Genomic DNA, 26,423 nt, shown 5'->3' with positions numbered 1-26,423 from the left:
CGAGGCACCCAATACGCCTCCACGGAATTCCGCGCCACCCTGACCGCGCTCGGCATCCGTCCCTCCATGGGCAGGACCGGATCCTGCTACGACAACGCCGCCGCCGAATCCTTCTTCGCCACCCTCAAAACCGAGATCGGCACCCGGTCCTGGACCACCCGCAGCCACACACGCGAGGCCGTTTTCGCCTACCTCGCCTACTACAACCACCACCGGCTGCACTCCACCCTCGGCTACCGCACACCCCGCGAAACCCGCACCAACTACCCTCACCACCACGCCCACGCAGCATGAAACCCAGTGACCGGCACACCGGAGGAACCTCAGGGGCTTCGTATCGGGGTGCGGGGGTGGTGTGGGTGCCTCGATTGTTGGGTGTGGTTGTGCGGTTTGGCGTGGGTGCCTCGGTTGTTGGGTGTGCGGGTTGCGGTGGGGGTGTGAGGGTGCGCCTGCCCTCACGGAAGTTGGGCTGAGGCCGGGGCGGCGTTTGCGCAGCACCCCGGCCCGCAGCGGTTTAGCGGCCTTGCAGCGACTTCACGTTGTCGCCGAAGGTCCAGCCTTGTGAGCCGTCCCAGTTGATTGACCAGTCCATCAGGCCTTTGATGCCGGGGACGCTTTGGTAGGCCTGCGAGACCAGGCCGGGGTCCAGGTATCCGCCGCCTGCTCCTGATTGCGCGGGGAGGCCGGGGACTTGCTTGTCCAGCGGGACGCGGATGGTCGTGCCTTGTACCGTCAGACCCTTGTCCAGGCACTGCGTCTGTACGGTGAAGCCTTGGACGGTCCCGGCTTCGTAGCTGTCGCCGGAGCAGCCGTACATGGAACCGTTGTAGTACTGCATGTTCAGCCACCACAGTTGGCCGTTGTCGACGTACTTCTTGATGATCGGCAGGTATGCGCCCCAGATCGAGCCGTAGGTGACCGAACCGCCGGTGACGTACGCGGTTTCTGGGGCCATGGTCAGGCCGAAGCCGGGCGGCATCTGGGAAAGTACGCCGTCGATGATGCGTTCCAGGTTCGCTTGTGAGGCGGACAATGAATTGATATCGCCGCTGCTCGACAGGCCGGTCTCGATGTCGATGTCGATTCCGTCGAAGTTGTACTTCTTCAAGATCGGCACGATGGTGCTGACGAACTTGTCGGCGACCGAGCTGGACGACAGGTCGATGCCCGCCGCTGCGCCGCCGATCGACATCAGGATGGTGGCTCCGGCATCCTTGGCCGCGCACATCTCAGCGGGCGTCGAGACCTTCACCGTGGAATCCATGCCGTCTTCCCACAGCACGGTGCCGTCGGACTGGATCACCGGGAACGCGGTGTTGACGACGTTGTAGCCGTGCGCGGCCATGCTGGGGTCGTTGATCGGCACCCAGCCCATGCCGGGGTGCACGCCGTTCGAGGCACCGTCCCAGTTTTCCCAGTAGCCCTGTAGCACCGGGCCGGACGGTCTCGGCTTCACCGCGCAGGTGTCCGACTGCGGAGCGGCGGCCGCCGAAGCGGGGGCGATTCCCGCGAGCGGCAGGGCGAGCAGGGCCGCGACGGCGGTCCCGAACCAGCGCGATTTCCGTCCGTTCATCACGGCTCCCGTCCCCGATAACGGTGTTGCCGCAACGGTAAGCGGCGGGAGGGGCACTGCCTACCTCCGAACGTATGGTCTAGACAAATTCAGGCCTCTGGTCTGGACAAGCGCGAACGCGGACCAGCCGGGCACGAGGCACCGTGCCCGGCTGGTCCAGCTGAATCTAGGGAGCGGTTACTGCGTCAGCAGGCCCCGTTGTCGGTCCAAACGGCCCAGGAACCGGGCGCACCCGGCTCAGCGCCGACGGAATACCACGTCGAGGTCCACTTGTGGTTGTGATACGAGACCACGTCGCCCGGACCGTAGAACGAGTTCGCGTCCCACGCCGCGATGCCGCCGCACCCCGGCGGGTTGCCGCTGCCCACGGTGAGCGTGAAGTCCGAGGTGTGCGTGGCGTTAGCGCCGGTCGCGGTGATCGTGACCTTGCTGGTGCCCTTCGGCGTGCTCGCCGAAGTGGCGATGGTCAGGGTCGCGCTGCCGCCGGACTGCACGGTCGCCGGGTTGAACGTCGCGGTCGCGCCCGAGGGCAGGCCGCTCGCGGTCAGCTTCACCGACTGCGCGTTGCCGTTGGTGATCTTGGTGGTCACCGTCGACGTGGCCGACTGTCCAGGCTGGACAGTCGCGGTCGAGGGCGACAGGCTGACCGAGAAGTCGTTGCCCGCGGGCGGGTTGCCGGTGCAGGTGGCCTCACCGGAGACCGCGCCGACCGAAACCGCGTCCCACGCCGCCTTGGTGGCGTTGAACTCGGTGCAGCTGCCCGGGAACAGGTCGACCGCCGCCTGCAGGGTGGCCTTGCGGGCCGCCTTGTGGTTCCAGGACGAGGTCTTGTGCAGCAGGCCGTTGTAGAAGATCTTGCCCGCCTTCTGGATGCCGATGCCGGTGACGCTGCTGTTGTCGCAGGTCGGGCTGGCCGGCTGGCCGTCGGTCGGCGCGGTGCCCTCGGACAGCAGGTAGAACCAGTGGTTCTGCGGGCCGGCCGCCGCGTGCACCTCGGTGCTCGGGATCGACGACGAGTAGCAGTTCGGGTCGCCCTCGCGGCTCGGGTCGTACATGTAGCGGATCGGGCCGTTGCCGACCAGGTTCACGCCCTCGCCGACGGTGAAGTCCGGAGTGTCGACCGGGTTGTTCGCGTAGAACTCGGTCAGCGCGCCGAAAATGTCGCCGGTGGACTCGTTGAGCCCGCCGTTCTCGTTGCCCGAACCCGCGCCGCCCGGCGTGTTCTGGAAGATGCCGTGGCCGAACTCGTGGCCGGCCACGTCCATCGACGTCGCCTGGCGCTGGTTGTCCTGCGAGTGTCCGAAGTGGGTGGACGAGCCGTCCCAGTAGGCGTTGACGTCGTTCAGGCCGACCGACGCCGGGAAACCGTTGCCGTTGCCGTCGATTCCGCTGCGGCCCAGCCAGTCCTTGAGCATGTTCCATTCGGTCTGCACCGTGTAGAGCACGTCGACACAGCCGGTTTCGAGGTCCGTGCCGGACCCGTTGCCCCAGTTGTTGCTGGACTTCGTGAACACCGAGCCGCCCTCGCGGCCGCAGCTGATGCCCGGCCGGTTCGGGTCGCGCATCGAGTACGAGCTGCCGGAGCCGGTGGTGTCGATGCTGACCTGGCCGACGTAGTAGCTGTTGCCGTTGCCCGCCGCGCTCGGGGACGCGGCGTTCGAGCCGGTCTTCGCCGGGCTTTCGGCTTTCACGTCGTCGCGCTGGTCAAGGACCTTGCCGGTGGCCGCGTCGACGAAGACGTGCAGGTTGCTCGGCGCCTTCGCGGTACGGCCCTTGACGACGACCTCGTAGGCCAGTTTCGGCTGTGCGCCGCCGAGAACGACCAGATCAGGCTTGCTCACCGTGCTCACGGCCGGCAACTGGCCGCGGGCGACCGAAGCCGCGCGCGCCGCGTCGACAGCGGGCGTGGTGCCCACGGTGATGGCCGCGCTCTCGGCGGAATCGGTGCCGCGCACGCGGCCCGTTCCGTCGGCGACGATCACCGCGTCCCCGCCGACGACCCGGAGGCCGTCGTAGGTGCGCTCGTAGGAGTTGTAGTACAGCCCGGCGTCGCCCAGCGTGGTGCTGACGCGGTGCAGGCTTTCGGCCGAGCTCTTGCGGAGCCCGACCGCACCCGCGGCGGCGGCCCGGTCGGCGGCCGCGATCGCGGCCGCCCGCGGGTCTTCGGAGGGGTGGGCGGGGGCCGCGGATGCCGGGATCACCGGCAGCGCGAGCAGGGAAAGGGCGAGACCGGCGACACTGGCGATGCCGGTGGCGAGCCCTCTTCTGGACGTCATCGACAGTCCTTTCGGGGTACACGACGGGGAGAAGCGCAACGCGTTGAGCTGGGCTGATCAGGCCGCGGACACCGTGAGTAAAAAAGCGCTCACCGGGGCGGTCAATGCGCTGAACGGACCAGCGGGACCCCGGGCGCGATCGGGACTATTCCCGGCAAGTGGCCACGTAGCAGGGAAAACGCCATTTCCGGACGGTCCGGACGACTTTCGTAGGTAGTTGCCGACAACCGGCCGTTGGTAGCAGGACCGGAACCCGCTGGTGGTCCGCTTTCGCGCGTTCAGCCGCGGGCAACCGATCCGTCACGCTGTGGTGCCGACGCGGGCGCCCGCCGCGGCCGCTCGGCCCGTAGGCTTGGCTGGTGAGCGAACAGTCTGAATTTCCCGACGGCCAGTACCCCGAACGTCCGGTGGAGCGGCACAAGGGCCCGGTGGTGCTCCGGCGCGATCGGCGCGATCAGGGCAGCACCACCGATCAGCGGCTGCTCGATTCGCGCGGGCCGAGCGACTGGGTGCACACCGACCCCTGGCGCGTGCTGCGGATCCAGGCGGAGTTCGTCGAGGGGTTCGGCGCGCTGGCCGAGGTTCCGCGCGCGGTGACGGTGTTCGGTTCGGCGCGCACCAAACGCGACAACCCGGAGTACGAACTGGGCCGCAAGATCGGGGCCGCGCTCGCCGACGCCGGGTTCGCGGTGATGACCGGCGGCGGTCCGGGCGCGATGGAAGCGGTGAACCGCGGCGCGAACGAGGCGGGCGGGTTCTCCGTCGGGCTGGGCATCGAGCTGCCGTTCGAGCAGGGCCTGAACCCGTGGGTCGACCTGGGCGTGAACTTCCGCTATTTCTTCGCCCGCAAGACCATGTTCGTCAAGTACTCGCAGGCGTTCATCTGCCTTCCGGGCGGTTTCGGCACGCTCGACGAACTGTTCGAGGCGCTCACGCTGGTCCAGACCAAGAAGGTGACGAAGTTCCCGGTGGTGCTCTTCGGCACCGAATACTGGGGCGGGCTCTACGACTGGATCGCGAAGTCCGTGCTCGGCGGCGGAAAAATCGGTGAGAAGGACCTCGACCTGCTGTACCTTACCGACGACATCGACGACGCGGTGCGCGTCGTTCAGGAGTCTTATCAGGCTTGGGAGGACACGCACTGATGCGGATCTGTGTGTTCTGCGGTTCGGCGCGGGGATTCTCGCCGGAGTACGCCGAAGCGGCGGCCGGCGTCGGGAAACTGTTGGCGCAGCGGGGAATCGGCCTCGTCTACGGCGGTGCGAGCGTCGGCACCATGGGCGTGGTGGCCGACGCCGCGCTCGCCGCGGGCGGCGAAGTGATCGGCGTGATCCCGGAAGTGCTGTCGGACGTGGAAATCGCGCACGGCGGGCTCACCGAATTGCACGTGGTCGCCGACATGCACCAGCGCAAAGCGAAAATGGCCGAGTTGTCGGACGCGTTCGTCGCGTTGCCCGGCGGCGTCGGCACCCTCGAGGAATTGTTCGAGGTGTGGACCTGGGCGCAGCTCGGCATTCACGGCAAGCCGATCGGGCTGCTCGACGTGGCCGGGTACTACTCGCCGCTGGTGGCCTTCGCCGATCAGATGCTGGAGAAGGGTTTCCTGCGACCGGAGACGCGGGAGCTGATCACCGTCGCCTCCGACGCGGAAAAGCTGGTCGACCTCATGAGCCGCTCGGCCGGATAACGCGCCTACGACGCTTTTTCGTCCGGCCGTTTGTGGTAGGTGTCGACGTATTCCTGCCCGGACAGTTCGAGGATCGCGTACATGATCTCGTCGGTCACCGACCGGCGGATCGCCGAGGACGAGTCCTGGCCCTCGTACCGCGCGAAGTCCAGCGGTTCGCCGAACCGCACCTTGATCTTGGCGAGCCGCGGGATTTTCGCGCCGTTCGGCTGGATGCCCTCGGTGCCGAACAACGCGACCGGGACCACCTTCGCGCCGGTGGACAGCGCGAGCGCGGCGACGCCGGTGTGCCCGCGGTGCAGCCGTCCGTCGAGCGAGCGGGTGCCTTCGGGGTAGATCGCGAACACGCCGCCGTCGGTGAGCACCTTGCGGCCCGCTTCGAGCGCGGCGAGCCCGGCCTGGGCGTTGCCGCGTTCGACCGGGACGTAGCCGAGCGCGTCGAGCGATTTCGCGATGAACCGGCCCTTGATCCCCTTGCCGGTGAAGTACTCGGCCTTGCCGAGGAACCGGACCTGCCGCGGAGTGGTGAACGTGATCACACCGGTGTCCAGCGCCGCCCGATGGTTGGAGGCGAGCAGCACCGGGCCGTCCTCGGGGATGTTCTCGACCCCCTCGACCTGAGGCCGGTAGAGCGCGCGGACCAGCGGTCCGAGCACGAAACGGACGAGCAGCGGCAGCAAGGGTTCTCCCTCCGGAGGATCGGGCACCTGCTTCAGCATGGCACGATCGCCTCCATGAGCTGGTTTCACCGTCGCACCTGGCAGGAGCCGGGGTGGAGCGCCGCGGACATCGTCGCCGCCAAACGCGGCCGGACGGTGTCGGTCGTGCTGCCGGCGCTGGACGAGGAGGAAACGGTCGGCACCGTGGTCGCGTCGGTGCGCCCGCTGCTCGGCGGAGTCGTCGACGAGCTGGTGGTCGTCGACTCCGGCTCCACGGACGCGACGGTCGAGGTCGCCGCGGCGGCCGGGGCTCGGGTGGTGCGCCGCGAGGACGTCGTGCCGGAGTTGCCGCCGCGTCCGGGCAAGGGCGAGGTGCTGTGGCGGTCGCTCGCCGCGACGACCGGCGACGTGGTGGTGTTCCTCGACTCCGATCTGGTCGACCCGGACCCGTCGTTCGTGCCGTCGCTGCTCGGCCCCCTGCTTACCGAGGACGGCGTGCACCTGGTCAAGGGCTTCTACCGCCGCCCGCTGCGGCTGGAGAGCACCGGCGGCGGCCGGGTCACCGAGCTGCTCGCGCGCCCGGTGCTGTCCGCGCTGCGCCCGGCGCTGGGCGAACTGGTGCAGCCGCTGGGCGGCGAGTACGCGGGCACGCGCGAGTTCCTGGAGTCGGTGCCGTTCGCCGGCGGGTACGGGGTGGAGATCGGCCTGCTGCTGGACGCCGAGGAGCGCTACGGCCTGGACGGATTGGCGCAGGTCAACCTCGGCGTGCGCAAACACCGCAACCGGTCGCTGCTGCAACTCGGCGTGATGGCCCGGCAGATCCTCGGCACCGCGTTGGCCCGCTGCGGCATGCCGAGCGCGGAGGCGGCGCGGTTCACTCAGTTCGTCCAGGTGTCCGGGGAGTGGGTGCCGGGCGTGACGGAGGTGCCGGTGACGGACCGGCCGCCGATGCGGGAGGTCTTGGCTGCCCGGCAGCCGTAGTGTCCACATAGGACCGATCCGGCGGGAGCGGACCGGGACTTGCCTGCCACGGAGAACCGGAAGCAGGTCGCGTGGCTGGCCGAACTCGGCGAGCCGCGTTCTCTGTTCTTCGGAATCAGCGGAAGCTGCCCCGTGAGCGTCCACATCGGACACGTGACTGGTCGGGATTCGAGGTGGCGGGGACGCCGGGCCAGCGCGGCACGGAGACGGTGATGAGCGTGACCGCGGCGTGCGCGGCAGCCACGGCGCGTGCGGACGCGGTGCCTGCTCGTGCTCGGAGCGGGTCCGGTGGCGTGTCTGTGCCCCAGCGGCCCGTGCGGCTGCTGATGGTCGCCTGGGTGGTCCCGTCCTTCCGACTTGTCGTGCTAGCGCGACGTTCCTGGCGACGGTGTGCCACGATCGTCGCGTGACGACCGCGCTGATCTACCTCGTAGTCATGCTGCTGGTGGCCGCCGTGGTGTTCCTCCTGGCCGCTGTGGTGTTCGGCCGGGGCGAGGAACTGGCGCCGCTGCCGCCGGGCAGTTCGCCCACCCGCCTGCCCGCCGAGGACATCACCGGCGAGGACGTCCGCCAGGTGCGTTTCCAGATCGTGTTCCGCGGCTACAAGATGTCCGAAGTGGACTGGGTGCTGCGCAGGACCGGCGTGGAACTGGACGAACTGCGCGAACGGGTCGCCCGGCTCGAGGCCGCGCTGCAGCCGCGCGAAGGGGCGCACCGGAGGCCGACAGGTGAGTGACCTGGTGCTGTCGGTCGACGTCGCGGCACCCGCTGGCACGACCTGGCTCGCGCTCACCGACTGGGCCCGCCAAGGCGAATGGATGCTCGGCACGTCGGTGCGGGTCATCGAGGGCAACGGCCGCAGCGTCGGCTCGAAGCTCGCGGCCTTCACCGGCTTCGGCGGGATCGGCTTCACCGACACCATGGAGATCACCACCTGGGAGCCGCCGCTGCGCTGCACGGTGCGCCACCTGGGCAGCCTGGTGCAGGGGACCGGGGTGTTCCAGGTGGTGGCCAAGGGAGCCGGGCAGTGCACCTTCGTGTGGGCCGAACACCTCAAGCTGCCGTTCGGCCTGCTCGGCCGCGCGGGCTGGCCCCTGGCGCGCCCGGCGTTCGCACTCGGCGTGCGACATTCGCTGCGCCAGTTCGCGAGGTTCGCGGAGAACTATTCAATGGGGGAACAATGACGGACCTGCTGGGCGAGGACGGCATCGCCCGCTGCAGCTGGGGCAACTCAGCCCCGGACTACGCGGTGTACCACGACGAGGAATGGGGCGTCCCGCTCCACGGCGAGGCGGAGCTGTACGAACGGCTGTGCCTCGAGTCGTTCCAGTCGGGCCTCTCGTGGATCACCATCCTGCGCAAACGCGAGAACTTCCGAAAAGCCTTCCGCGGCTTCGTACCGGAGAAGGTCGCACGCTTCGGCGAGAAGGACGTCGAACGCCTGATGCAAGACGCAGGCATCGTCCGCAACCGCGCGAAGATCGAGGCGGCCGTGAAGAACGCGCGCGCGGTGGCAGACCTGGACGTCCCACTGGACAAACTGCTGTGGTCCTTCGCCCCAACGAAGCACCGCCGCCCCCGCACCATGGCTGACGTGCCCGCGGTGACCGACGAGTCAAAGGCAATGGCGAAGGAACTGAAGAAGCGCGGCTTCGCCTTCCTGGGCCCGACCACCTGCTACGCCCTCATGCAAGCCACCGGCATGGTCGACGACCACGTAAAAGGCTGCTTCCGCGCATCGTGACAGGCCCGCAAGGGCCCAGCCACCCACCCCCCAGCCGCAACCGATGCACCCAACCCCCGTGCACCCAGACCCTCCCCCGCACCCCGATACGAAGCCTCCCTGCGGTTGGTGGGTGCTTGTCAAGGCATCTTTCCCGCCTTGACAAGCACCCACCAACCGTCAGCACAATCAAGCTTCGGGGTGCCCCCACGCAACCCTCTTTTCAGCGGCGCAGCCGCTCATCTTTCGCGGCGCAGCCGCTTTCCTTCCCGACGAACCAACTCACTTCCCCTGAAAATTCGGCCGACGCTTCCCCACAAAAGCCTCCACCGCCTCCGTGTGATCCGCGGTAGCCCCCAACGCAGTCTGCGCCGCGTCCTCCGCTGCCAACGCCTCCTCCAGCGAAGACTCCGCCGCGACCGCCAGCACGCTCTTGATCTTCGCGTAAGCCACCGTCGGCCCAGCCGCGAGCTTCGCCGCCACCTTCTGCGCCCGAGCCGTGAGCTCCTCGTCCGGCACGACCTCCCCGACGAGCCCGATCCGCAGGGCCTCCGCCGAGTCCACCGTCCGCGCCATCAGCATCAGCTCCGCGGCCCGGCCGTAGCCGATCAGCCGCTGCAGGGTCCACGACGCGCCCGAGTCCGGTCCGAGGCCGACGTTCGCGAAGGCCATCAGGAACGACGACGATTCCGCGGCGATCCGCAGGTCGCTCGCGTAGGCGAAGGCCGCGCCCGCGCCGGCCGCGGTGCCGTTCACCGCCGCGATGACCGGCTTCGGCATCCCGGTGATCGCCTTGACGATCGGGTTGTAGTGGTCGCTCACCGTGTTCAGCGGGGCCGGGTCGTTCGCCTGCAGCAGGCCGACGTGCTCCTTGAGGTCCTGTCCGGCGCAGAACGCCTTGCCGGTGCCGGTGAGCACCACCGCGCGGACGTCCGGGTCCTCGGCGGCCGCGCGCAGCTCGGCGAGCAGGCGCTCCTTGAGCTCGACGGTCAGCGAGTTGTACGCCTCCGGCCGGTTCAGCCGCAGGGTGCGCACGCCGTCGGCGTCGGCGGTCAACAGGACGTCGGATGTGGTCACGAAATGCTCCTCTGAAGCGGCGGCTCGGGTTCTCGGGACTGAGTCTCGCACCCTCGGCGGGCGGCATACCAGCACCGATGCGGCGGCAAATGATCGGTCCGCGTTCGCGCCCGGGCGCTGATGAGGGACAATGGGGGACGAGACCCGGCTGGCATGGGAGTGCGCGACCCGGGCGCGCCGGTTGAGACGGAGGGAGCACGCTATGGCGGCCATGAAGCCCCGGACCGGAGATGGTCCCCTCGAAGTGACCAAGGAGGGGCGGGGCCTCGTTATGCGGGTGCCACTGGAGGGTGGCGGCCGGCTGGTCGTCGAGCTCTCGGCGGAGGAAGCGAAGGACCTCGGCGCCGCATTGCAGGAGGTCACTGGCTGACCTGCGCTCTCCCCGCTCTGTCCACTGTGCACCCCGGTCTCCTCTTGGAGGCCGGGGTCGGTTCGTCTGCGCCCTAAGGTTGCTCGCTGTGCGTAACTCGCTACCACCCGTTCCCACGAAGCTGCCCGAAATCGAGGTCGTCGCCGCGACGCGCCGCGGAGTCCCGCGAGCAGTGCTGGTCGCGCCGGCCGAAGCGGACGAAAGCGCAGCGTACGGGTCGAGCGGACGTACCGCCGAAGTGCGCGAAGTGCCCGAAGAGGGCGAAGGTCCGCGCTGGGTCGCCGGTATTGGCGAAGGCGCGCCGAAGGACTTTCGACGGACCGGTGCCGCGTTGGCGCGCGCGTTTCGCGACGCGGACGAGAACCGTCCGATCCGGACAGTCCAGGTCGTCCTGCCCGAGGACGCGACAGCGGAGCACGCGGCCGAGTTAGCGGTCGGACTGTCGTTGGGCGGGTACCGGTTCGTGGTCACCACGACAGAGCCGAAGCCACCAGTGCCCGCCGTACGTCTCGTCGTCGCGCACGAGCGCGCTGTGCCCGCGTACGCGGACGCCGTCGCGCGCGTACGCGTCCTCGCAGCGGCCGCTGCCTTTACGCGCGATCTCGCGAACGCGCCGTCGAACATCAAGAACCCGGCGTGGCTGGCGAACACCGCGGCGAAGGTGCTGGGCGGCACGGTCGACGTGACCGTGCGAGACGAGAAGTGGCTCGCCGACAAGGGGTTCGGCGGAATTCTGGCGGTCGGCGGCGGCTCGGCTTCGCCGCCGCGCTTGATCGAAATGACCTACCGCCCGCGCGGCGCGACCAAGCACCTGCTGTTCGTGGGCAAGGGGATCACCTTCGACACCGGCGGCATTTCGCTGAAACCGGCCGACGGCATGCATCTGATGCGCACCGACATGGCGGGCGGCGCGGCCGTGATCGCCGCGATGCGCGCGATCGGCGAGCTGAAGCTGCCGGTGCGCGTCACCGCGCTGGTGCCGGCGGCGGAGAACCACGTGTCGGGCGGCTCGTACCGGCCGGGCGACATCGTGCGGCACTACGGCGGCCAGACCACCGAGGTCGGCAACACCGACGCCGAGGGCCGGATGGTGATGGCCGACGCGTTCGCCTACGGAATCGCGCAGTTCAAGCCGGACCTGCTCGTCGACGCGGCCACGCTGACCGGTGCGATGAAGGTGTCGCTCGGCCTGCGCACCGGCGGCGTCTTCGCGACCGACGACGACCTCGCCGCGCGGGTGATCGAGGCGGGCGCCCGCGCCGGAGAGGCGTGGTGGCGGATGCCGCTGGTCGAGGACTACGCGACCGGCATCGAGGGCGAACTCGGCGACGTCCGGCAGGCTCCCGGTGGTCCGGGCGCGATCATGGCGGCGCTGTTCCTGCGGGAGTTCACCGCGGGGTTGCCGTGGGCGCACCTGGACATCGCGGGCCCGGCGCGCGCGGACAAGACGTACGACGACGTGGTGCCCGGCGCGTCCGGGTTCGCGGCGCGGACGCTGGTGGAGTTCGCGGCTTCCTACGAGGGCTGATCAGGCGCCGTGGGCCGCGGCAGTCCAGCGCGTCCTACTTCTTGCCCGCCAGTTCTTCCTCGCGGCGGGTCAGCACGATCGGGTCCCCGTCCGTGATCGCCACCGTGTGCTCGGAATGCGCGGTGCGCGAGCCGTCGGCGGAACGGATCGTCCAGCCGTCCGGGTCGTAGACGATCTTGTCGGTCGTGCGCGCGAGCCACGGTTCCAGCGCGAGCGTCAGGCCCGGCCGGAGCTTCATGCCGCGGCCCGCCTTGCCGCGGTTGGACACGTGCGGGTCGCCGTGCATGGTGCGGCCGATGCCGTGCCCGCCGAACTCGGTGTTGACCGGGTAGCCGTAGCCGGTCGCGACCGCTTCGATCGCCGCCGAGATGTCGCCGAGCCGGTTGCCCGCGCGCGCCGCTTCGATCGCGGCTTCCAGCGCTTCCTCGGTGGCCCGGATGATCCGCTGGTCCTCCTCGGCGGGCGTGCCGACGATGACCGTGCGCGCCGAATCGGCCGCCCAGCCGTCGATGGTCACCGCGATGTCCGCGGTGAGTACGTCGCCGTCGCGCAGGGTGTAGTCGTGCGGCAGGCCGTGCAGGACGGCGTCGTTGACCGACAGGCAGATGACGTTGCGGAACGGGCCTTCGCCGAACGACGGCGCGTAGTCCCAGTAGCACGAGACAGCTCCGCGCCGCTTGATCATGCCGCGCACGTGGTGTTCCAGGTCCATCAGGTTGACGCCCACGTCGGCGAGCTTGCCGACCTCGGTCAGCACCTCGGCGACGAACCGCCCGGTCACGTGCATGCGGTCGATCTCCGCAGGCGTCTTCAGCTCGATCACGACTACCCTCGCGTCCTCAAGTCCCGGTATTTCTATACCGGAAACGCTAGCACGGTACCGGGATAGAAATACCACCCTGGTCCCTAGCGCGTCCTGCCGAGCACGTGGTCCCGGAACGCTTGAACGGCGGGCGAAAGCGGCTCCCCGGCGCGCCACGCGAGCCCGATCGTCCGGTGGACCGGCGGGTGCAGCGGCACCTCCGCGACCCCGGCGGGGGAGCCGGGTTCGAAGCGCGGCAGGAGCGCGACGCCCAAGCCAGCTCCGACGAGTCCGCGGACGGTGTCGGATTCCTGGCCCTCGAAAGCCACCTTCGGCGTGAAACCGGCGGCGGCGCAGAGTTCGTCGGTGATCCGGCGCAGGCCGTAACCGGGTTCGAGGAGTACGAACGGCTCGTCGGCCAACTCGGCGACGCGCACGCTGCGTCGTCCGGCCAACCGGTGCCCGGAGGGGACCGACAGGTGGATCGGCTGCTGGTCGAGGACGACCGTCTCCAGCCGTTCGTCCTCGACGACCGGGGCCAGCAGGGCGAGATCAAGTTCCCCGGACACGAGCCGGTCGACCATGTCCTGCAGCGAACCCTGCACGAGCGAGAACCGCGCGGTCGGGGCCTGCTCGCGATACGCGCGCAGCATTTCCGGCACGCGCGACCGGCCCAGCAGGTGCAGGAAACCGAGCACGACCCGGCCGCTCGCCGGTTCGATCTCCTCGCGCGCGAGGCGGGCTCCGGCGTCGACCACGGGCAGCGCGCGTTCCGCCGCATCGGCGAGCAGTTCGGCAGCGCGGGTCAGGCGGACGCCCCGGCCGTCGGGCACGGTCAGCGGTGCGCCGAGGGCCTGGCCGAGTGCCGCCAGCCGTCGGCTGACTGTGGGCTGCGGCACTCCGAGGATCTCGGCCGTACGAGTGACGTTTCCGGTGCTTCGCAGCGTGGCCAGCAGACACAGGTGCGGGACGAGCTGCGCGGTAAGACTCTCATTCGGCACGGTATGAATGATGGCAGATTTGCGTATTAGACGTATTGATTAGCGAAGCTTACTTTCGGGCTCATGATCTCCTCCGCCCGCCGGGTGAAGGTCGCGGTCGCCGCCGCGGGTTTCACTTCGTTCGCCCTGCTCTACGCCCCGCAAGCAGTCCTGCCGCAGCTCGCCGGGCAGTATCACCTCGACCCCGGCGGCGCGGCGCTCGCGGTGAGCGTGGCGACCGGTGCCTTGGCGATCTCGGTGCTGCCCATCGCCGCGCTGTCCGAAGCGATCGGCCGCCGGCCGGTGATCATCGCGTCGGTCGCGATTTCCTCGGTGCTCGGGCTTCTGCTGCCGCTCATGCCGAACTACCCGCTGCTGCTGGTGCTGCGTGCGGTGCAGGGCGTCGCGATCGCCGGATTCCCCGGTGTGGCAACGGCTTACCTCGTGGAACGCCTCGGGAAGACCGGCGTCGCGGCGGCGGTCGGGGCGATGATCGCGGGCAACACCGTCGGCGGCATGACCGGACGGCTGGCCACCGGGTTCACCGCCGGTCCGTTCGGCTGGCGCGGCGCGCTGTACGTGGTGGCTGGGATTTCGCTGGTCTGCGCGGTCGTGACGGTGGTGACGCTGCCGCCTTCGCCGGTCAGGACGGGGGAGCGGCAAGGCCTGCGCGACATCGGCGTCGGCCTGCTTTCCGCGGTGCGCCGGCCGGTGCTGCTCGCGCAGTACGCCGTCGCGCTGCTGGCCATGGGCGCGTTCGTCGCCCTGTACAACGCGGCCGGGTTCCGGCTGACCGGCGAGCCGCTGAATCTGTCTCCGGCGATCGCGTCGCTGGTGTTCGTGTCCTACGCGCTGGGCTCGGTTTCGTCGGCCACCGCCAACCGGCTGTCCGCGCGGATCGGCCGTCGCCAGGCGCTGGTCGGCGTGCTGCTGCTGACCGCGGTCGGCGCGCTGCTGACGATCCCGGACTCGCTGCCGCTGATCGTCGTCGGCTTCCTCGTGCTGACGACGGCGTTCTTCGCCGCGCACTCGATCGCGAACAGCTGGGCCGCGGCCGACGCCCCGGAGAACGCGCGCGGTCAGGTCGGCGGGCTGTACATGCTCATGTACTACCTGGGCAGCAGCGTCGGCGGCGGGGTCGGCAGCGTCGTCTACGCGCGGGCCGGATGGAACTGGCTGATCGTGGCCGTCGTGGTGTGGCTGGGACTGGCCGTGGCGGCGGTGCAGGCAGGCACGCGGGTGCGGCGCGGGGAGCGGGTGCTGGTGGGGTCGTGAGTGCTGATCGCAGTTCTAACCGTTCTTGCCGCTCACGAGCAGGCCGTGGCGACCAGCAGTCCGCCCCCGACCGGCAGCAGCGCCGGGATCAGCCGGTCGTCCTCGCGGACCGCCCGCGCGACCTCGCGCAACGCCATCGTCTCCGGGTCCCGCCGCGCCGGGTCGGTGAGCCGTCCGCCTGCCAGGACCTGGTGGAACACGATCACCCCGCCGCGGCGCAGCAGGGCCACGCCCTGCTCGTAGTAGCCGGGGTACTCGATCCGCGCGGCGTCGACGAAGACCAGGTCGTAGCCGCCGGGCGTGAGCCGCGGCAGCACGTCCAGCGCGCGGCCGACGATGAGCCGCATCCGGCCCGGCGGATAGCCCGCTTCGAGGAAGGTCTTGCGCGCCGCCCGCTGGTACTCCGGCTCGACGTCGATCGAGGTCAGCACGCCGTCGGGGGCCATCCCGCGCAGCAGGTACAGCCCGCTCACGCCGGAGCCCGTGCCGACCTCCACGACCGCTCGCGCGGCGACCGTCGCGGCGAGAAACCGCAGCGTCGTGCCTGCTCCGGGGGCCAGCGGGGCGCAACCGAGGTCGACCGCGCGCAGCCGTGCCGCGGCCAGCACGTCGTCGTCGGGCAGGTACCCGTCGACCTGCTCGGCGCCGACCGCCCCGGTCTCGGCCGCCGCCTCTGTCCCCGAACTCACGCGCGAAGGTTAGCGCTGGTTGTCGATAAATCAGCGAAGGCTCCCTGGTAAGCGCCTTCCGGCTCGGAGGAAAGCCCGCGAAAACCCTGGAACGGCCCTCGCGGGCCAACTTCTCAGGCTGCTCTCAGATCGGTCTCATGAGTTCCATAAGGAAGGCCGACAGACTGAGTCTCAACCGCACGGGAACACCGTGTGCCCGGCCCGCGTTGGCAGAGGTGAAGAGGAGTTGACCCAGATGGAGGTGCCTGCTCCCCTGATGCAGAACGCCGAACTGCCGGAGGCCGCTCCGGTGACCGTGGACGCAGCCGAGGCGGCCTGGACGCCGCCCTCGTGGGACGAGGTCGTGCGCGAACACGCCGACCGCGTCTACCGGCTCGCCTACCGCCTCACCGGCAACACGCACGACGCCGAGGACCTGACCCAGGAGACGTTCATCCGCGTCTTCCGGTCGCTGGCGTCCTACAAGCCCGGCACGTTCGAGGGCTGGCTGCACCGGATCACCACGAACCTGTTCCTCGACATGGCGCGCCGCCGCTCGCGCGTGCGCATGGAGGGACTGCCCGAGGACACCGACCGGATCGTCGGCGACGACCCCAGCCCGGAGCAGCACTACAGCGACACCCACCTCGACCCCGACCTGCAGGAGGCGCTCGACGAGCTGCCCCCGGAGTTCCGGGCCGCGGTCGTGCTGTGTGACGTGGAAGGACTGTCGTACGAGGAGATCGGCGCGACGCTGGGCGTCAAGCTCGGCACCGTGCGCAGCCGCATCCACCGCGGCCGCTCGGCGCTGCGCGCGTCGCTCGAGCGCCGTCGCGCGACCCGGGAGGAATCTGCGAAGGTGTCCGTATGAGCGGCTGGCGTTTCGCCGAATCCCACCTCATGCCCGACGCGGTAGTCGCATTGGTCGACGGCGAGCTGTCGCCGTCCGCACACGACCGGGCCACCGCGCACCTCGCGCGCTGCCCTGGCTGCGCGGCGGAGGTGACCGCGCAGCGCCAGGCTGTCGCGGCGGTGAAGGACGCCGGTGCGCCGCCGATGTCGGCGGGCTTCCTGGCCAGCCTCCGGTCCATTCCGGAGCACACTGACCTCCCGGGAGCGCCGGACAATCTCGCGGTCACCGCGGACGGTCAGCTGGTGGCGATCCAGCGGCCGGACCGGGTGGCCGGACTGCGGGACGCGGGGGTGCTGGGGGGTGCGGCGCCGTTGGGAACAACCGCGCCGCTCGGGCACTCGGCGACCGTGCTCGGCGGCGGAAGGTTCGCTTTCAGCCGGAAGCGGGCGGCGCAAGGAGCCGGGGTCGTGGTGTCCGGGCTCGTGCTGAGCGCGCTCGCGCTCGTCGGGACCGCGGCGGATAGCGGCGAAGGGACTGGCGGGGGAGGGCCGGTTCGGACGCCGAACGCGAACTTGCTGCCTGCGAACATGAACGTGCCCAGGACGTCTGCGGCACCGGTTTCTTCGGCACCGGTTTCTTCGGAGCCGGAGGCGCCGGACGGGGCGCGGTCTGTGGTGGGGGCGGCTGTCGCGGCTCGTTAGGTCGCGGGAGGGCGCGGCTTCGCCGCGGAACGAGGGTTGCGTGGGGACACCCCGAAGCTGAGTGTGACTACGGCGCGGGGTGCTTGTCAAGGCGGGAAAGATGCCTTGACAAGCACCCCCGCGCCGTGTTTTTGGCTTCGTATCGGGGTGCGGGGGTGGTGTGGGTGCCTGGTTGGGTTGGGTGCATTGGCTGCGGTTGGTGGGCGCGTCGCGGCGCGGGCCCCTCACGACCCGCCGCCGTCCGTGAAGGGGCCCTTCACGGACCTTGGGCCGCGTGGCGGAGCTGTTACGGGGTCAGGCAACAGGCATTTCACTGCGGTCTGGGCACACTTCATCCCAGGCTTGGGTATCGTCGACTCTCAGCCGAACTGAACCGCATCCCGGGGAATGATGACCGACCAGCCGAACGCGAATTCTGACCAGTCCGGTGCCGTCGGAACGGACCGGCTGGGGCCTCGGCCGCTTGAGCGGCCCGCGGTCGACCAGCAGGAGGCGGCTGTCTTCGGGCGTCCGCGCGGGGTCGAGGGGGCGTTCGACAAGCTTTACACCCCGGCGCCCAACGGGAACGGGCAGAAACTCAATCTCGCGCCGCCGACGCCTGAGTCGTTGGCGGAGGCGTTCAGCAGGCCTCCCGGGGCTGAGGGCGTGCGGTTGCAGCGCCCGCTCGAAGCCTCCGGGGAGAATGGCGCCGCCGAAGATCCGTTGTGGACTGACACCAATGATCCGTGGCGTGATCCGGCGTCCGGGGCAGTGCTGGGCGGGCCCGCGGTCGTTCCCGAGGACGACGAGACCGAGGGGCAGAAGCTGCCCAGCGGTGCGCGGTTGAGCCTGCCTGAGGTGTTGTTCGGGCGGCGCGTGCAGCCGAAGGCGTTGGCCATGCTCGGCGTCGTCGCGTTGTTGATCGGCGCGGTCGGCGGGCTGGTCGGCTGGTGGGTCGCGGACACCGGGTCCGCGTTGACGGGCAGCGCCACGATTTCCGAGGCGGAGGCGGCCAAGGAAAGGCCGCCGGGGTCGCTCGCGGACATCGCGCGGCGGGTGTCGCCCGCGGTGGTTTCGCTCGAGGTGGTCAAGCCGGGCGCGGACAGCGGCGAGCAGGGCTCCGGCGTCGTGATCGATCCGCAGGGGTACGTGCTCACCAACGAGCACGTGGTCTCGAGCGCGGTCGGCGACGCGGCCACGAAGGTCACCGCGGTGTTCAACGACGGGACGCGCACCGAAGCCAAGATCGTCGGCGCGGATCAGAAGACCGACCTCGCCGTGGTGAAGGTCAACGTCACCAACCCGGTCGTGATGCAGATCGGGAAGTCGTCCGATCTGCAGGTCGGGGACGCGGTGATCGCGGTCGGCTCGCCGCTGGCACTGCAGAACTCGATCACCTCGGGCATCGTCAGCGCGCTCGACCGGCCGGTCACCGCGGGCGGCGACAACGGGGCGGCACCGGTCACCTATTCGGCCATCCAGACCGACGCCGCGATCAACCACGGCAACTCGGGCGGCGCGCTCGTCGATTCGACCGGGGCGCTGGTCGGGATCAACTCCGCGATCCGCTCCTCCAGCTCCGACGGCGGCAGCATCGGCATCGGGTTCGCCATCCCCAGCGACTACGCCATCAAGATCGCCAAGGCGCTGATCAAGGACGGCAAGGTCAAGCACGCCGACATCGGGATCAACGCGGCCTCGACGGTCGCCGGCTCGTCCACGATGGGCGCGCAGGTGCGCAACGTCGCGCCGGGCGGACCGGCGGCGTCCGCGGGGATCAAGGAAGGCGACGTGATCACCAAGGTCGGCGACCACGTCGTGCGCGATTCCGCGGAGCTGACCGTCGCGGTGCGCAGCCACGACCCCGGCCAGGTCGTCCCGGTGCAGCTGGCCCGCGACGGCGCGCTGCTCGTGGTGGACGTCACGCTCGGGTCGGACTGACACCCGCTCTTACTCATCCGGCCAAAAGCAGGCCGACCGCCCGCGCGGCACGTAACCGTCGCTGCGAAGCCATTCGGCCGTGGCTGTGGTCGGGTTAGCAACGACCGGCACAGTAGCTGCCGTGCGACGTTCGGGCCTGCCCGGACGCGAAACGGCCCGGGTAGTCTTGGGCGGGGCAGCACCGAGCGGAGGTTTCACGGGTGTTCGACAGTGTCGGCTGGGGCGAGATCCTCGTGCTCATCATCGCCGGGCTTTTCATTCTCGGACCCGAACGGCTGCCCGAGGCGGCGGCCTGGCTGGCGAGGAGCGTCCGCAAGGCACGCGACTTCGCGACCGGCGCGCGCGAGCAGTTGCGCGAGGAGATGGGTCCCGAGTTCGACCAGCTCCGCAAACCCCTCGAAGACCTGCGCGGCCTGCGCAATCTCGACCCGAAGCGGGTCGTCACGCAGCATTTGTTCGACGGCGATTCGGATCCGCTGGGGCTGAACGGGTTCAAGAACGAACTCAACGGGTCGAACGGATCCCACGGCTCGAACGGGACTCCGACGATCAAGCCCCAGACCGCGCTGCCGCAGCCGGAACCGCTGAAGCCGGGCGAGCGTCCGCCGATCGATCCCGACGCCACCTGACCCTCCGGCGCGGCGATCCATGTGAGAACCGCGAACGCCGCTCACACCAGGCGAAGCCGACGCACGACGTGCTGATCAGGCTGGGTAGCCTCAGGGCATCAGCTCAACCGACCCTGGAGGTTCCCGATATGTCACGCCGTGCGGCTGCGCTGGCCGGAACGATCGCTGCGGCCGCCTTCGCCGTCGCCGGGTGCAGTGCCGACGACGAGCCCAGCACCAAGGCGCCCGCCACCTACACTTCGGTGCCCGCCCCGGCGATGCCGTCCTCCTCGGCCCCGTCGAACGCACCGTCGAGCGCTCCCGGGAACGGCGGCGCGACCGGCGAGCAGCCGAACGTCAAGCGCGGCGCGCAGACCGGCGAGCCCGGCGTGGACGTGCTGGTCACCGTCGCCTACCAGGGCGGAAAGGTCACGCCGCCGGCCGAGGTCGTCGACGTCAAGGTCGGCAACAAGATCAAGATCGTCGTGTCGTCCGACCAGCCGCAGAACGTCGACGTCCAGGACCAGCCCGACAAGTCGGGCGACGTGTCCGCGAAGAAGCCCGAGGACATCGACTGGACGGTCACGAAGCCGGGCGACACCAAGGTGACGCTCCGCGAATCCGGCGCGCTCCTGGTGACGGTGCACGCTTCCTGAGAACCTGAAAAGAGGCGTGCACCTGGAGAAGGTGCACGCCTCTTTTGCTGAGCGGGGGTCAGCGACCGGCGGGGCTGACGTTCAGCATCATCCCGGCGAGCCCGCGCGCCCGGACCGACAGCTGCTTCGCCGCGTCCTTCAGCACCAGCGACGCGGGAGCGTCCGGTTCGGCCAGCACGATCGGCGTGCCCTCGTCGCCCTGTTCGCGCAGGCGCGGGTCGAGCGGGACCTGGCCCAGCAGCGGCACCGTGGAACCGACCGACTTCGACAGCGAATCAGCCACCGTCTGGCCGCCGCCCGCGCCGAAGACCTCGATGCGCTCGCCGGTCGGGGTTTCCAGCCACGACATGTTCTCGATCACGCCCGCCACGCGCTGCCGCGTCTGCATCGCGATCGCGCCCGCGCGCTCGGCCACCTCGGCGGCGGCCTGCTGCGGCGTGGTCACCACGAGGATTTCCGCGTTCGGGATCAGCTGCGCCACCGAAATCGCGATGTCGCCGGTGCCCGGCGGCAGGTCCAGCAGCAGGATGTCCAGGTCGCCCCAGAACACGTCGGCGAGGAACTGCTGCAGCGCGCGGTGCAGCATCGGGCCGCGCCACACCACCGGGGTGTTGCCCGGGGTGAACATGCCGATCGAGATCACCTTCACGCCGTGCGCCTGCGGCGGCATGATCATCGTGTCGACCTTGGTCGGCTTCTCGCGCGCGCCCAGCATGCGCGGCACCGAGTGGCCGTAAATGTCCGCGTCCACCACGCCGACCGACAGCCCGCGCTCAGCCATCGCCACGGCCAGGTTCACCGTCACCGACGATTTGCCGACGCCGCCCTTGCCGGACGCCACGCAGTACACCCGCGTCATCGAACCCGGCTGCGCGAACGGGATGACCGGCTCCGCCGCGTCCCCGCGCAGCGATTTGCGCAGCTCAGTGCGCTGCTCGTCGCTCATCACGTCGAGCTCGACCCGCACGTCGGCGACGCCGGGGAGCTTCGAGACGGCCTTCTTGGTGTCCTCGGTCAGCGTCGCCTTCAGCGGACAGCCCGCGACCGTGAGGTAAATCCCGACGGTGACCAGCCCGTCGTCGCCGACCGCCACGTCCTTGACCATGCCGAGGTCGGTGATCGGTTTTTTGATTTCCGGGTCGTACACGTCCTTCAGCGCGGTGCGGACGTCGTCGACGCTGGGGAGCTGCTGTGTACCAGTCACGCTTCCATCGTACGTACCGGTCCGGTCAGCTTTGTTTCGCCTTGCGCTGCTTGGAGTCCACGTCGAGATCATCGCGCAGCCGGTCGAGCTCGCTGCGCAGGTAATCGCGGGTCGCGACCTCGCCGATCGCCAGCCGCAGCGCCGCCAGTTCGCGGGCGAGGTACTCGGTGTCCGCCTTGGTCTGCGCGGCCCGCGTGCGGTCCTCTTCGAGCGACACGCGATCCCGGTCGTCCTGCCGGTTCTGCGCGAGCAGGATCAGCGGCGCGGCGTACGCGGCCTGCGTCGAGAACGCGAGGTTGAGCAGGATGAACGGGTACGGGTCCCACTGCAGCGACACCGCGGCCAGGTTCAGCGTGATCCAGATGACCACGATCAGCGTCTGCCAGAACAGGTACTTCCCGGTGCCGAGGAACCGCGCGACCCGCTCGGTGAACCGGCCGAAGGTGTCCGGGTCGATGTTCAGCCGCAGGCGGGCCTGGCTGCGCGGCTGGTCGAGCCTGCGGCCGGTCCGGAGTTCAGCCACGGTCGGCCTCCTGGAGATCGGCGCTGTCAGCGCCATCGGTCACGTCGTGCAGTCCGGTTTCGCGCCAGTCGTCGGGCAGCAGATGGTCGAGGACGTCGTCGACGGTGACGGCGCCGAGCAGATGGTCTTCGGCGTCGACGACCGGGCCGCAGGCCAGGTTGTACGCCGCGAAATACCGGGTCACCTCGGACAACGTCGCCTCCGGGCGCAGTGCGGTGAGGTCGGTGTCCACCGCGCTGGCCACCAGTTCGGCGGGCGGTTCGCGCAGCAGCCGCTGGAAGTGCACGACGCCGACGAACCGGCCGGTCGGCGTTTCGGTCGGCGGACGGCACACGAACACCATGCTGGCGAGCGCGGCGGGGAGTTCGGCGTTGCGGATGTGCGCCAGCGCCTCGGCGATCGTCGCGTCCGGCGTCAGCACCACCGGTTCCGGCGTCATCAGACCGCCCGCGGTGTCCGACGAATACGCCAGCAGCCGTCTGACCGGCGCGGATTCCTCCGGCTCCATCAGTTCCAGCAGCCTGTTCTGCTCGGCCGGGGCGAGTTCGGCGAGCAGGTCGGCGGCGTCGTCCGGGTTCATCGCCTCGAGGATGTCCGCGGCGCGTTCCTCGGCGAGATAGGCGAGCAGTTCCTTCTGGTCGTCCTCGGGAAGCTCCTCGATGACGTCCGCGAGCCGTTCGTCGTCCATCGCGTCGGCGACCTCGTGCCTGCGCTTCATCGGCAGGTCGCGCCGGGTCGCCGCGACGTCGACCGCGCGCATCGTGTCGAACAGCATCAGCAGCTGGCCCGCGCCTTGCGGCTGTCCGGTGAGGTCGGTGAGCCCGAGCCCGCCGACCTCGTTCCACGGCAGCACCTGCATCGCGGTGCGCCGCCTGCCCAGCGCCAGCCGGGCGGACCGTTCGCGGACCGCGACTTTCGCCAGTACCCAGTCCCGTGTGCGGGTCGGCTCCATCGCCGCGTCGACCACGGTCACCCGGGTGTCCGTGCCGGCGAGCGTCGCGTGCGCGTCGAGGAGCTGCCCGCACACCAGAACCTCGTTGGGCCGCTGGTGGAAATGCCGCATGTTGACCGAACCGGTAGCCAGCGTCACGGCGTTCGGTTCGATCGACGTGACGCGCAGCATGGGCACGAACACCCGCCGCCGGGTCGCCAGCTCCACGACCATGCCGAGGACCCGCGGCGGCTGGTGGTCCAGCCGCAGCCCGGCGACGACGTCGCGGACCTTGCCGATCGACTCCCCGTCGGGCCCGAACACCGGCAGACCTGCGAGCTGTGCTGCGTAAACCCGGTTTGTGCCTGCCATGGCGCCGACACTATCGGCTGAGGCCCGAGCGCGCTCGCACCGAGACTCGGCGAATTCTCAGCTTACGAGCGCCCATCGGGTCAGCGAGGGCAGCGCCTCGGCGGACGGGCCGTCGTCGTCCTCGGGCAATCCGCCGAAATCGACCAGATCCTGCGCGTGCCACAGCCGGTTCCGCACCGCCCGGACGAGCGTCCAGGCCTTGGCGCGATCGCGGTCCAGACCGCTCGCGGCGAGCTTCGAGTCCAGTGTGGATTCGCTGAACCGGTTCCACAGCAACGAAAGCGCGCCGTACTCGAGATCGCCGGCGAGCGGTTTCGGGTCGATCACCAGCCACGGTTCGCGGGTGCCGGACAGCACGTTCTCGTAGTGCAGATCCTCGTTCACCAGCGCGTTTCCCGCTTCCGGACCGAGGTCGCGGCACACCTCCAGCGCCGCGTCCAGTTCGCGGCGGGGGAGCGGTTCGCCCAGTTCCCGCCACGAGCGCGGCAGTTCTTCGAGCAGTTCCTCGGCGACGCCGGACAGCGTGCGGGTGAGCCCGGCCGGCGCGGGCACCGCGAGCCGCCGCGCGAGTTCGCTCAGGATTTCGACGGCGGACAGCAGAGGTTCATCCTCCAGCGTCCGGCTGTCGTCGAGGCGCTCCAGCAGCATCGCGCCGTCCTCGGGCACGGATTCGTGCAGCAGCACCGCTCCTCGACCGGCCCATGTGGACAGTGCGAGCGGCTCGTCGCGCGATTCTTCTTCCACCCAGCCGAGTTTGAGCACGACGCGGGAGCCGTCCGCACGCCGGGCGGGCTGGACGACGCCGACGTAACCGTGCCGGGCGGTGTCCTCGAATTCCAGCTGCCATTTCCGGGCATACCGCTCCGCGAGCGCGGGCAGCGACGCGATCCACGGGACGGCTTCCGGACCCAGCACCTTGGGGGCGCGTTCGGCGAAGGCGGGCGGGATCTCCCAAACGGTCACAACGCCCATCCTGGTCGGCCTCGCAAACCGTTTCCGGGGGTTTCGCGCGCGCGTACAGTGAATGGATAAGGGTCGGCGAACCCGGGAGCTGCCATGATCGTCGAGATTGTCAGCGCAGTAGTCGTCGCGGGCGGGGTGTGGCTCGGCTCAGCCGTGCGCGTGGTGAAGCAGTACGAACGCGGACTGGTGTTCCGGTTCGGACGGGTGCGGCCGCAGGTCCGCGACCCCGGCCTCGCGCTGCTGGTGCCGATAGCCGACCGCATGCAGAAGGTGAACATGCAGGTCGTGACCCTGCCGGTGCCCGCGCAGGACGGCATCACCCGCGACAACGTCACGGTCCGGGTGGACGCGGTCGTGTACTTCAAGGTGATCGACCCGGTGCTGGCCGCGGTCCACGTGCAGGACTACCGGTCCGCGATCGGCCAGGTCGCGCAGACGTCGCTGCGGTCCATCATCGGCAAGAGCGACCTGGACGACCTGCTGTCGAACCGCGAACGGCTCAACGAGGGCCTCGAGCTGATGATCGACAGCCCGGCGCTGGACTGGGGCATCCACATCGACCGGGTGGAGATCAAGGACGTCGCGCTGCCGGAGTCGATGAAACGCTCGATGTCGCGCCAGGCGGAGGCCGAACGCGAACGCCGCGCCCGGGTGATCTCCGCGGACGGCGAACTGCAGGCGTCGCACAAGCTCGCCCAGGCCGCCGCGACGATGGCGGACACCCCGGCGGCACTGCAGCTGCGGCTGCTGGAGACGGTGGTCCAGGTGTCGGCGGAGAAGAACTCGACGCTGGTGCTGCCGTTCCCGGTGGAGTTGCTGCGGTTCCTGGACGCGCGGACCGACCCCGCGGTGCAACCGGCCGCGAAACCGCCGGAGCCGCGGACGTCGGCGGAGCCGGTCCCGGAAAAGGTCAGCAACGGCCAGGTCGCCCCGCTCGAGGGCGACGCGAGCGAGGTTCCGGATCAGCGGTCGAGGTAGCCGTTGAAGCCGAGGACCATCAGCGTCACGAAGAAACTGCCCCACAGCGCGACCGTCACGTAGCCGAGCACCACGGCCGAGAGCGCCATGGTGCGCCCGCCCGCTTCGTTGCGGTTGGCCTTGGCCAGCGCGACGTGCCCCATCGCGATGCCGGGAATCGCGAGGACGCAGGTCACCAGGCCGATCAGCGAACACACCAGCGCGCCGATCGCGAGGCCGCTGTCGCCGGGATTCGGGTACGGCTGGTAGGCCGCGCCGTACGGCGGCGGAGCCGGGAAGCTCTGGTACCCGGGCGGCGGAGCGAACGGACCCGGTTGCGGCGCAACGGGATACGGCGTCGCGGGCGGTTGCGCGGCGGCGGCCGGTTGGTCGCCGGGCAGCACCGCGACCGGTCCCGGGTCGGGCGCGGTCCACCCCGGCGGCGGAACCGGCGAGTCCGCCTCCGGAACAGACGAGACAGCGTCCGCCGGAGCCTCGTACGGCGCGGGCTCGGCGGTGGCCGGCGGCTCGTACGGAGCTGGGTCCGCGGTCGGCGGAGGTTCGTACGCCGGATCGCGGTCGGACGGAGTGGTCATCGGGGCTCCCTCGGGTGCCGGGTTCGAAGGTCGACGCTACCGGGGAATCGCCGCGGCATCAGCCGAAAACCCCGGACTGGGCCAGCGCGTGCAGGATCAGCGGGATGGCGATGCCCCAGACGATCAGCGCGGCGTAGCCGATCACGAACCCGGCGACCGCGAGCGCGCCGCCGGTGCCGCGGCCGCGGCGGGCCCGGTAGAACGCGACGTGCCCCATCACGATGCCCGCGATGGCCATCGGTGCGCACAGCACGAACCCGGCGATCGAGCACACCAGAGACCCGAGCGCGAGCCCCGCGCCGGGCTGCGGGCCCCGCGGCGGATAGGGCTGGTGCTCGTACGACGGGTGCAGGTAGCCGTCGCGGCCAGCGGGCTCGTCCTGGTCGTCGCCGGCCTCGCTCATCGGGATCCTTCTCGCGGTTTCGGGTGGATCAGCAGCCTAACGGGGGAAACCCGGCCCGGGCGTGAGCACCCTCATAGCCGCTCGGGCGCGAACCAGTCATACTCCCCGGTAACCCAGTGCCGGGAGCCCCGGTGCAG

General features: G+C 70.0%; 29 protein-coding genes. 16 read left to right on the top strand and 13 right to left on the bottom strand.

Features of this window, described 5'->3' with window-relative positions; all coding sequences use genetic code 11:
• On the top strand, positions 1-294 hold a 294-nt coding region (locus tag H5411_RS33210; RefSeq protein ID WP_183126075.1), incomplete at its 5' end, for an integrase core domain-containing protein.
• Between the two features lie 220 nt (positions 295-514).
• Here the strand turns inward: H5411_RS33210 and H5411_RS33205 are convergent.
• Positions 515-1,573, bottom strand: a complete 1,059-nt coding sequence (locus H5411_RS33205) for a chitinase (RefSeq protein ID WP_167442161.1) — start codon at positions 1,571-1,573, stop codon at positions 515-517.
• 185 nt (positions 1,574-1,758) lie between these two features.
• The gene (locus H5411_RS33200) at positions 1,759-3,849 is read right to left on the bottom strand and encodes a M4 family metallopeptidase (RefSeq protein ID WP_183126074.1); all 2,091 of its coding nucleotides are present in this window, start codon (positions 3,847-3,849) and stop codon (positions 1,759-1,761) included.
• A 359-nt stretch (positions 3,850-4,208) separates the two neighbouring features.
• On the opposite strand from H5411_RS33200, the gene H5411_RS33195 reads away from it, so the two are divergent.
• Together H5411_RS33195 and H5411_RS33190 are read left to right on the top strand one after the other, a co-directional pair.
• Positions 4,209-4,994, top strand: coding sequence for an LOG family protein (locus tag H5411_RS33195; protein WP_101435774.1), 786 nt, complete (start codon positions 4,209-4,211; stop codon positions 4,992-4,994).
• Complete coding sequence (locus H5411_RS33190) at positions 4,994-5,536, top strand: LOG family protein (RefSeq protein ID WP_183126073.1); 543 nt, start codon at positions 4,994-4,996, stop codon at positions 5,534-5,536. Before H5411_RS33195 ends, H5411_RS33190 begins: the two co-directional genes overlap by 1 nt.
• A gap of 5 nt (positions 5,537-5,541) precedes the next feature.
• Here the strand turns inward: H5411_RS33190 and H5411_RS33185 are convergent, their stop codons facing one another.
• A complete protein-coding gene (locus H5411_RS33185; RefSeq protein WP_101440785.1) occupies positions 5,542-6,216 on the bottom strand; it encodes a lysophospholipid acyltransferase family protein in 675 nt (224 codons plus the stop codon).
• A 54-nt stretch (positions 6,217-6,270) separates the two neighbouring features.
• Here H5411_RS33185 and H5411_RS33180 point away from each other — a divergent pair, with 54 nt between their 5' ends.
• From H5411_RS33180 to H5411_RS33165, 4 genes are all read left to right on the top strand, one after another.
• Positions 6,271-7,176 (top strand): glucosyl-3-phosphoglycerate synthase, encoded by a 906-nt coding sequence (locus tag H5411_RS33180; protein ID WP_183126072.1) that lies wholly within the window; start codon positions 6,271-6,273, stop codon positions 7,174-7,176.
• A gap of 406 nt (positions 7,177-7,582) precedes the next feature.
• Positions 7,583-7,912, top strand: coding sequence for a DivIVA domain-containing protein (locus H5411_RS33175; protein ID WP_101435772.1), 330 nt, complete (start codon positions 7,583-7,585; stop codon positions 7,910-7,912).
• On the top strand, positions 7,905-8,360 hold the full coding sequence (locus tag H5411_RS33170; RefSeq protein ID WP_183126071.1) for an SRPBCC family protein: 456 nt from the start codon (positions 7,905-7,907) through the stop codon (positions 8,358-8,360). Before H5411_RS33175 ends, H5411_RS33170 begins: the two co-directional genes overlap by 8 nt.
• On the top strand, positions 8,357-8,920 hold the full coding sequence (locus H5411_RS33165) for a DNA-3-methyladenine glycosylase I (protein ID WP_183126070.1): 564 nt from the start codon (positions 8,357-8,359) through the stop codon (positions 8,918-8,920). The genes H5411_RS33170 and H5411_RS33165 overlap by 4 nt, the downstream gene beginning before the upstream one ends.
• 261 nt (positions 8,921-9,181) lie before the next feature.
• On the opposite strand, the gene H5411_RS33160 is transcribed toward H5411_RS33165, so the two are convergent.
• Positions 9,182-9,976 carry an enoyl-CoA hydratase-related protein gene (locus tag H5411_RS33160; protein ID WP_183126069.1) on the bottom strand — a complete coding sequence of 265 codons (795 nt, stop codon included), beginning with the start codon at positions 9,974-9,976 and terminating at the stop codon, positions 9,182-9,184.
• 202 nt (positions 9,977-10,178) lie between these two features.
• On the opposite strand from H5411_RS33160, the gene H5411_RS33155 reads away from it, so the two are divergent.
• A complete protein-coding gene (locus H5411_RS33155) occupies positions 10,179-10,346 on the top strand; it encodes a DUF3117 domain-containing protein (RefSeq protein ID WP_005155393.1) in 168 nt (55 codons plus the stop codon).
• An 88-nt stretch (positions 10,347-10,434) separates the two neighbouring features.
• The gene (locus tag H5411_RS33150) at positions 10,435-11,874 is read left to right on the top strand and encodes a leucyl aminopeptidase family protein (protein ID WP_101435768.1); all 1,440 of its coding nucleotides are present in this window, start codon (positions 10,435-10,437) and stop codon (positions 11,872-11,874) included.
• Between the two features lie 34 nt (positions 11,875-11,908).
• On the opposite strand, the gene map is transcribed toward H5411_RS33150, so the two are convergent.
• Both map and H5411_RS33140 read right to left on the bottom strand, forming a co-directional pair.
• The gene (gene map / locus H5411_RS33145) at positions 11,909-12,697 is read right to left on the bottom strand and encodes a type I methionyl aminopeptidase (protein ID WP_101435767.1); all 789 of its coding nucleotides are present in this window, start codon (positions 12,695-12,697) and stop codon (positions 11,909-11,911) included.
• An 83-nt stretch (positions 12,698-12,780) separates the two neighbouring features.
• Positions 12,781-13,677, bottom strand: a complete 897-nt coding sequence (locus H5411_RS33140) for a LysR family transcriptional regulator (RefSeq protein ID WP_101435766.1) — start codon at positions 13,675-13,677, stop codon at positions 12,781-12,783.
• 63 nt (positions 13,678-13,740) lie between these two features.
• Between H5411_RS33140 and H5411_RS33135 the strand changes: the two genes are divergently transcribed.
• Entirely contained in the window at positions 13,741-14,931 is a 1,191-nt protein-coding gene (locus tag H5411_RS33135; protein ID WP_183126068.1) for an MFS transporter, read from the top strand.
• A gap of 32 nt (positions 14,932-14,963) precedes the next feature.
• Here the strand turns inward: H5411_RS33135 and H5411_RS33130 are convergent, their stop codons facing one another.
• A complete protein-coding gene (locus H5411_RS33130; RefSeq protein WP_009072906.1) occupies positions 14,964-15,620 on the bottom strand; it encodes an O-methyltransferase in 657 nt (218 codons plus the stop codon).
• A gap of 235 nt (positions 15,621-15,855) precedes the next feature.
• On the opposite strand from H5411_RS33130, the gene sigE reads away from it, so the two are divergent.
• The 5 genes from sigE (at position 15,856) to H5411_RS33105 (ending at position 20,337) form a co-directional block, all read left to right on the top strand.
• Entirely contained in the window at positions 15,856-16,470 is a 615-nt protein-coding gene (gene sigE, locus H5411_RS33125) for an RNA polymerase sigma factor SigE (protein WP_037353366.1), read from the top strand.
• On the top strand, positions 16,467-17,153 hold the full coding sequence (locus H5411_RS33120) for an anti-sigma factor family protein (protein WP_183126067.1): 687 nt from the start codon (positions 16,467-16,469) through the stop codon (positions 17,151-17,153). The genes sigE and H5411_RS33120 overlap by 4 nt, the downstream gene beginning before the upstream one ends.
• Before the next feature lie 390 nt (positions 17,154-17,543).
• Positions 17,544-19,073, top strand: coding sequence for a S1C family serine protease (locus H5411_RS33115; protein ID WP_183126066.1), 1,530 nt, complete (start codon positions 17,544-17,546; stop codon positions 19,071-19,073).
• Between the two features lie 200 nt (positions 19,074-19,273).
• Complete coding sequence (tatB, locus tag H5411_RS33110; RefSeq protein ID WP_101435763.1) at positions 19,274-19,702, top strand: Sec-independent protein translocase protein TatB; 429 nt, start codon at positions 19,274-19,276, stop codon at positions 19,700-19,702.
• Between the two features lie 128 nt (positions 19,703-19,830).
• Complete coding sequence (locus H5411_RS33105) at positions 19,831-20,337, top strand: hypothetical protein (protein ID WP_101435762.1); 507 nt, start codon at positions 19,831-19,833, stop codon at positions 20,335-20,337.
• A gap of 58 nt (positions 20,338-20,395) precedes the next feature.
• Here the strand turns inward: H5411_RS33105 and H5411_RS33100 are convergent, their stop codons facing one another.
• From H5411_RS33100 to H5411_RS33085, 4 genes are read right to left on the bottom strand one after another with little or no spacing between them, the layout of a single operon-like run.
• A complete protein-coding gene (locus H5411_RS33100) occupies positions 20,396-21,541 on the bottom strand; it encodes an Mrp/NBP35 family ATP-binding protein (RefSeq protein WP_101435761.1) in 1,146 nt (381 codons plus the stop codon).
• Positions 21,542-21,566: 25 nt separating this feature from the next.
• Entirely contained in the window at positions 21,567-22,064 is a 498-nt protein-coding gene (locus tag H5411_RS33095) for a DUF1003 domain-containing protein (protein WP_183126065.1), read from the bottom strand.
• Positions 22,057-23,367, bottom strand: a complete 1,311-nt coding sequence (locus tag H5411_RS33090) for a magnesium transporter MgtE N-terminal domain-containing protein (protein WP_183126064.1) — start codon at positions 23,365-23,367, stop codon at positions 22,057-22,059. Before H5411_RS33090 ends, H5411_RS33095 begins: the two co-directional genes overlap by 8 nt.
• 57 nt (positions 23,368-23,424) lie before the next feature.
• Positions 23,425-24,330 carry an aminoglycoside phosphotransferase family protein gene (locus H5411_RS33085; RefSeq protein WP_167441894.1) on the bottom strand — a complete coding sequence of 302 codons (906 nt, stop codon included), beginning with the start codon at positions 24,328-24,330 and terminating at the stop codon, positions 23,425-23,427.
• A 93-nt stretch (positions 24,331-24,423) separates the two neighbouring features.
• On the opposite strand from H5411_RS33085, the gene H5411_RS33080 reads away from it, so the two are divergent.
• Positions 24,424-25,308 carry a slipin family protein gene (locus H5411_RS33080; RefSeq protein WP_183126063.1) on the top strand — a complete coding sequence of 295 codons (885 nt, stop codon included), beginning with the start codon at positions 24,424-24,426 and terminating at the stop codon, positions 25,306-25,308.
• On the opposite strand, the gene H5411_RS33075 is transcribed toward H5411_RS33080, so the two are convergent.
• Positions 25,293-25,883 carry a DUF4190 domain-containing protein gene (locus H5411_RS33075; protein WP_183126062.1) on the bottom strand — a complete coding sequence of 197 codons (591 nt, stop codon included), beginning with the start codon at positions 25,881-25,883 and terminating at the stop codon, positions 25,293-25,295. The genes H5411_RS33080 and H5411_RS33075 overlap by 16 nt on opposite strands.
• Positions 25,884-25,941: 58 nt before the next feature.
• Positions 25,942-26,286: a DUF4190 domain-containing protein gene (locus tag H5411_RS33070; RefSeq protein WP_101435755.1), complete on the bottom strand. Its 345-nt coding sequence runs from the start codon at positions 26,284-26,286 to the stop codon at positions 25,942-25,944.
• Positions 26,287-26,423: the final 137 nt, after the last annotated feature.

It is taken from the genome of Amycolatopsis echigonensis (genome assembly GCF_014174495.1).
Classification (GTDB): domain Bacteria; phylum Actinomycetota; class Actinomycetes; order Mycobacteriales; family Pseudonocardiaceae; genus Amycolatopsis; species Amycolatopsis echigonensis.
The sequence above is the reverse complement of the archived record's forward strand: the minus strand, read 5'-3'. Positions and strand labels throughout refer to the sequence as shown.

Bases quoted from the DNA above. Each gene is read 5' to 3' on its own strand.
- H5411_RS33205 (WP_167442161.1), bottom strand. From the start codon at position 1,573: ATGAACGGACGGAAATCGCGCTGGTTCGGGACCGCCGTCGCGGCCCTG.
- H5411_RS33200 (WP_183126074.1), bottom strand. From the start codon at position 3,849: ATGACGTCCAGAAGAGGGCTCGCCACCGGCATCGCCAGTGTCGCCGGT.
- H5411_RS33190 (WP_183126073.1), top strand. From the start codon at position 4,994: ATGCGGATCTGTGTGTTCTGCGGTTCGGCGCGGGGATTCTCGCCGGAG.
- H5411_RS33180 (WP_183126072.1), top strand. From the start codon at position 6,271: ATGAGCTGGTTTCACCGTCGCACCTGGCAGGAGCCGGGGTGGAGCGCC.
- H5411_RS33165 (WP_183126070.1), top strand. From the start codon at position 8,357: ATGACGGACCTGCTGGGCGAGGACGGCATCGCCCGCTGCAGCTGGGGC.
- H5411_RS33155 (WP_005155393.1), top strand. From the start codon at position 10,179: ATGGCGGCCATGAAGCCCCGGACCGGAGATGGTCCCCTCGAAGTGACC.
- H5411_RS33135 (WP_183126068.1), top strand. From the start codon at position 13,741: ATGATCTCCTCCGCCCGCCGGGTGAAGGTCGCGGTCGCCGCCGCGGGT.
- sigE (WP_037353366.1), top strand. From the start codon at position 15,856: ATGGAGGTGCCTGCTCCCCTGATGCAGAACGCCGAACTGCCGGAGGCC.
- H5411_RS33120 (WP_183126067.1), top strand. From the start codon at position 16,467: ATGAGCGGCTGGCGTTTCGCCGAATCCCACCTCATGCCCGACGCGGTA.
- H5411_RS33115 (WP_183126066.1), top strand. From the start codon at position 17,544: ATGACCGACCAGCCGAACGCGAATTCTGACCAGTCCGGTGCCGTCGGA.
- H5411_RS33105 (WP_101435762.1), top strand. From the start codon at position 19,831: ATGTCACGCCGTGCGGCTGCGCTGGCCGGAACGATCGCTGCGGCCGCC.
- H5411_RS33090 (WP_183126064.1), bottom strand. From the start codon at position 23,367: ATGGCAGGCACAAACCGGGTTTACGCAGCACAGCTCGCAGGTCTGCCG.
- H5411_RS33080 (WP_183126063.1), top strand. From the start codon at position 24,424: ATGATCGTCGAGATTGTCAGCGCAGTAGTCGTCGCGGGCGGGGTGTGG.
- H5411_RS33075 (WP_183126062.1), bottom strand. From the start codon at position 25,883: ATGACCACTCCGTCCGACCGCGATCCGGCGTACGAACCTCCGCCGACC.
- H5411_RS33070 (WP_101435755.1), bottom strand. From the start codon at position 26,286: ATGAGCGAGGCCGGCGACGACCAGGACGAGCCCGCTGGCCGCGACGGC.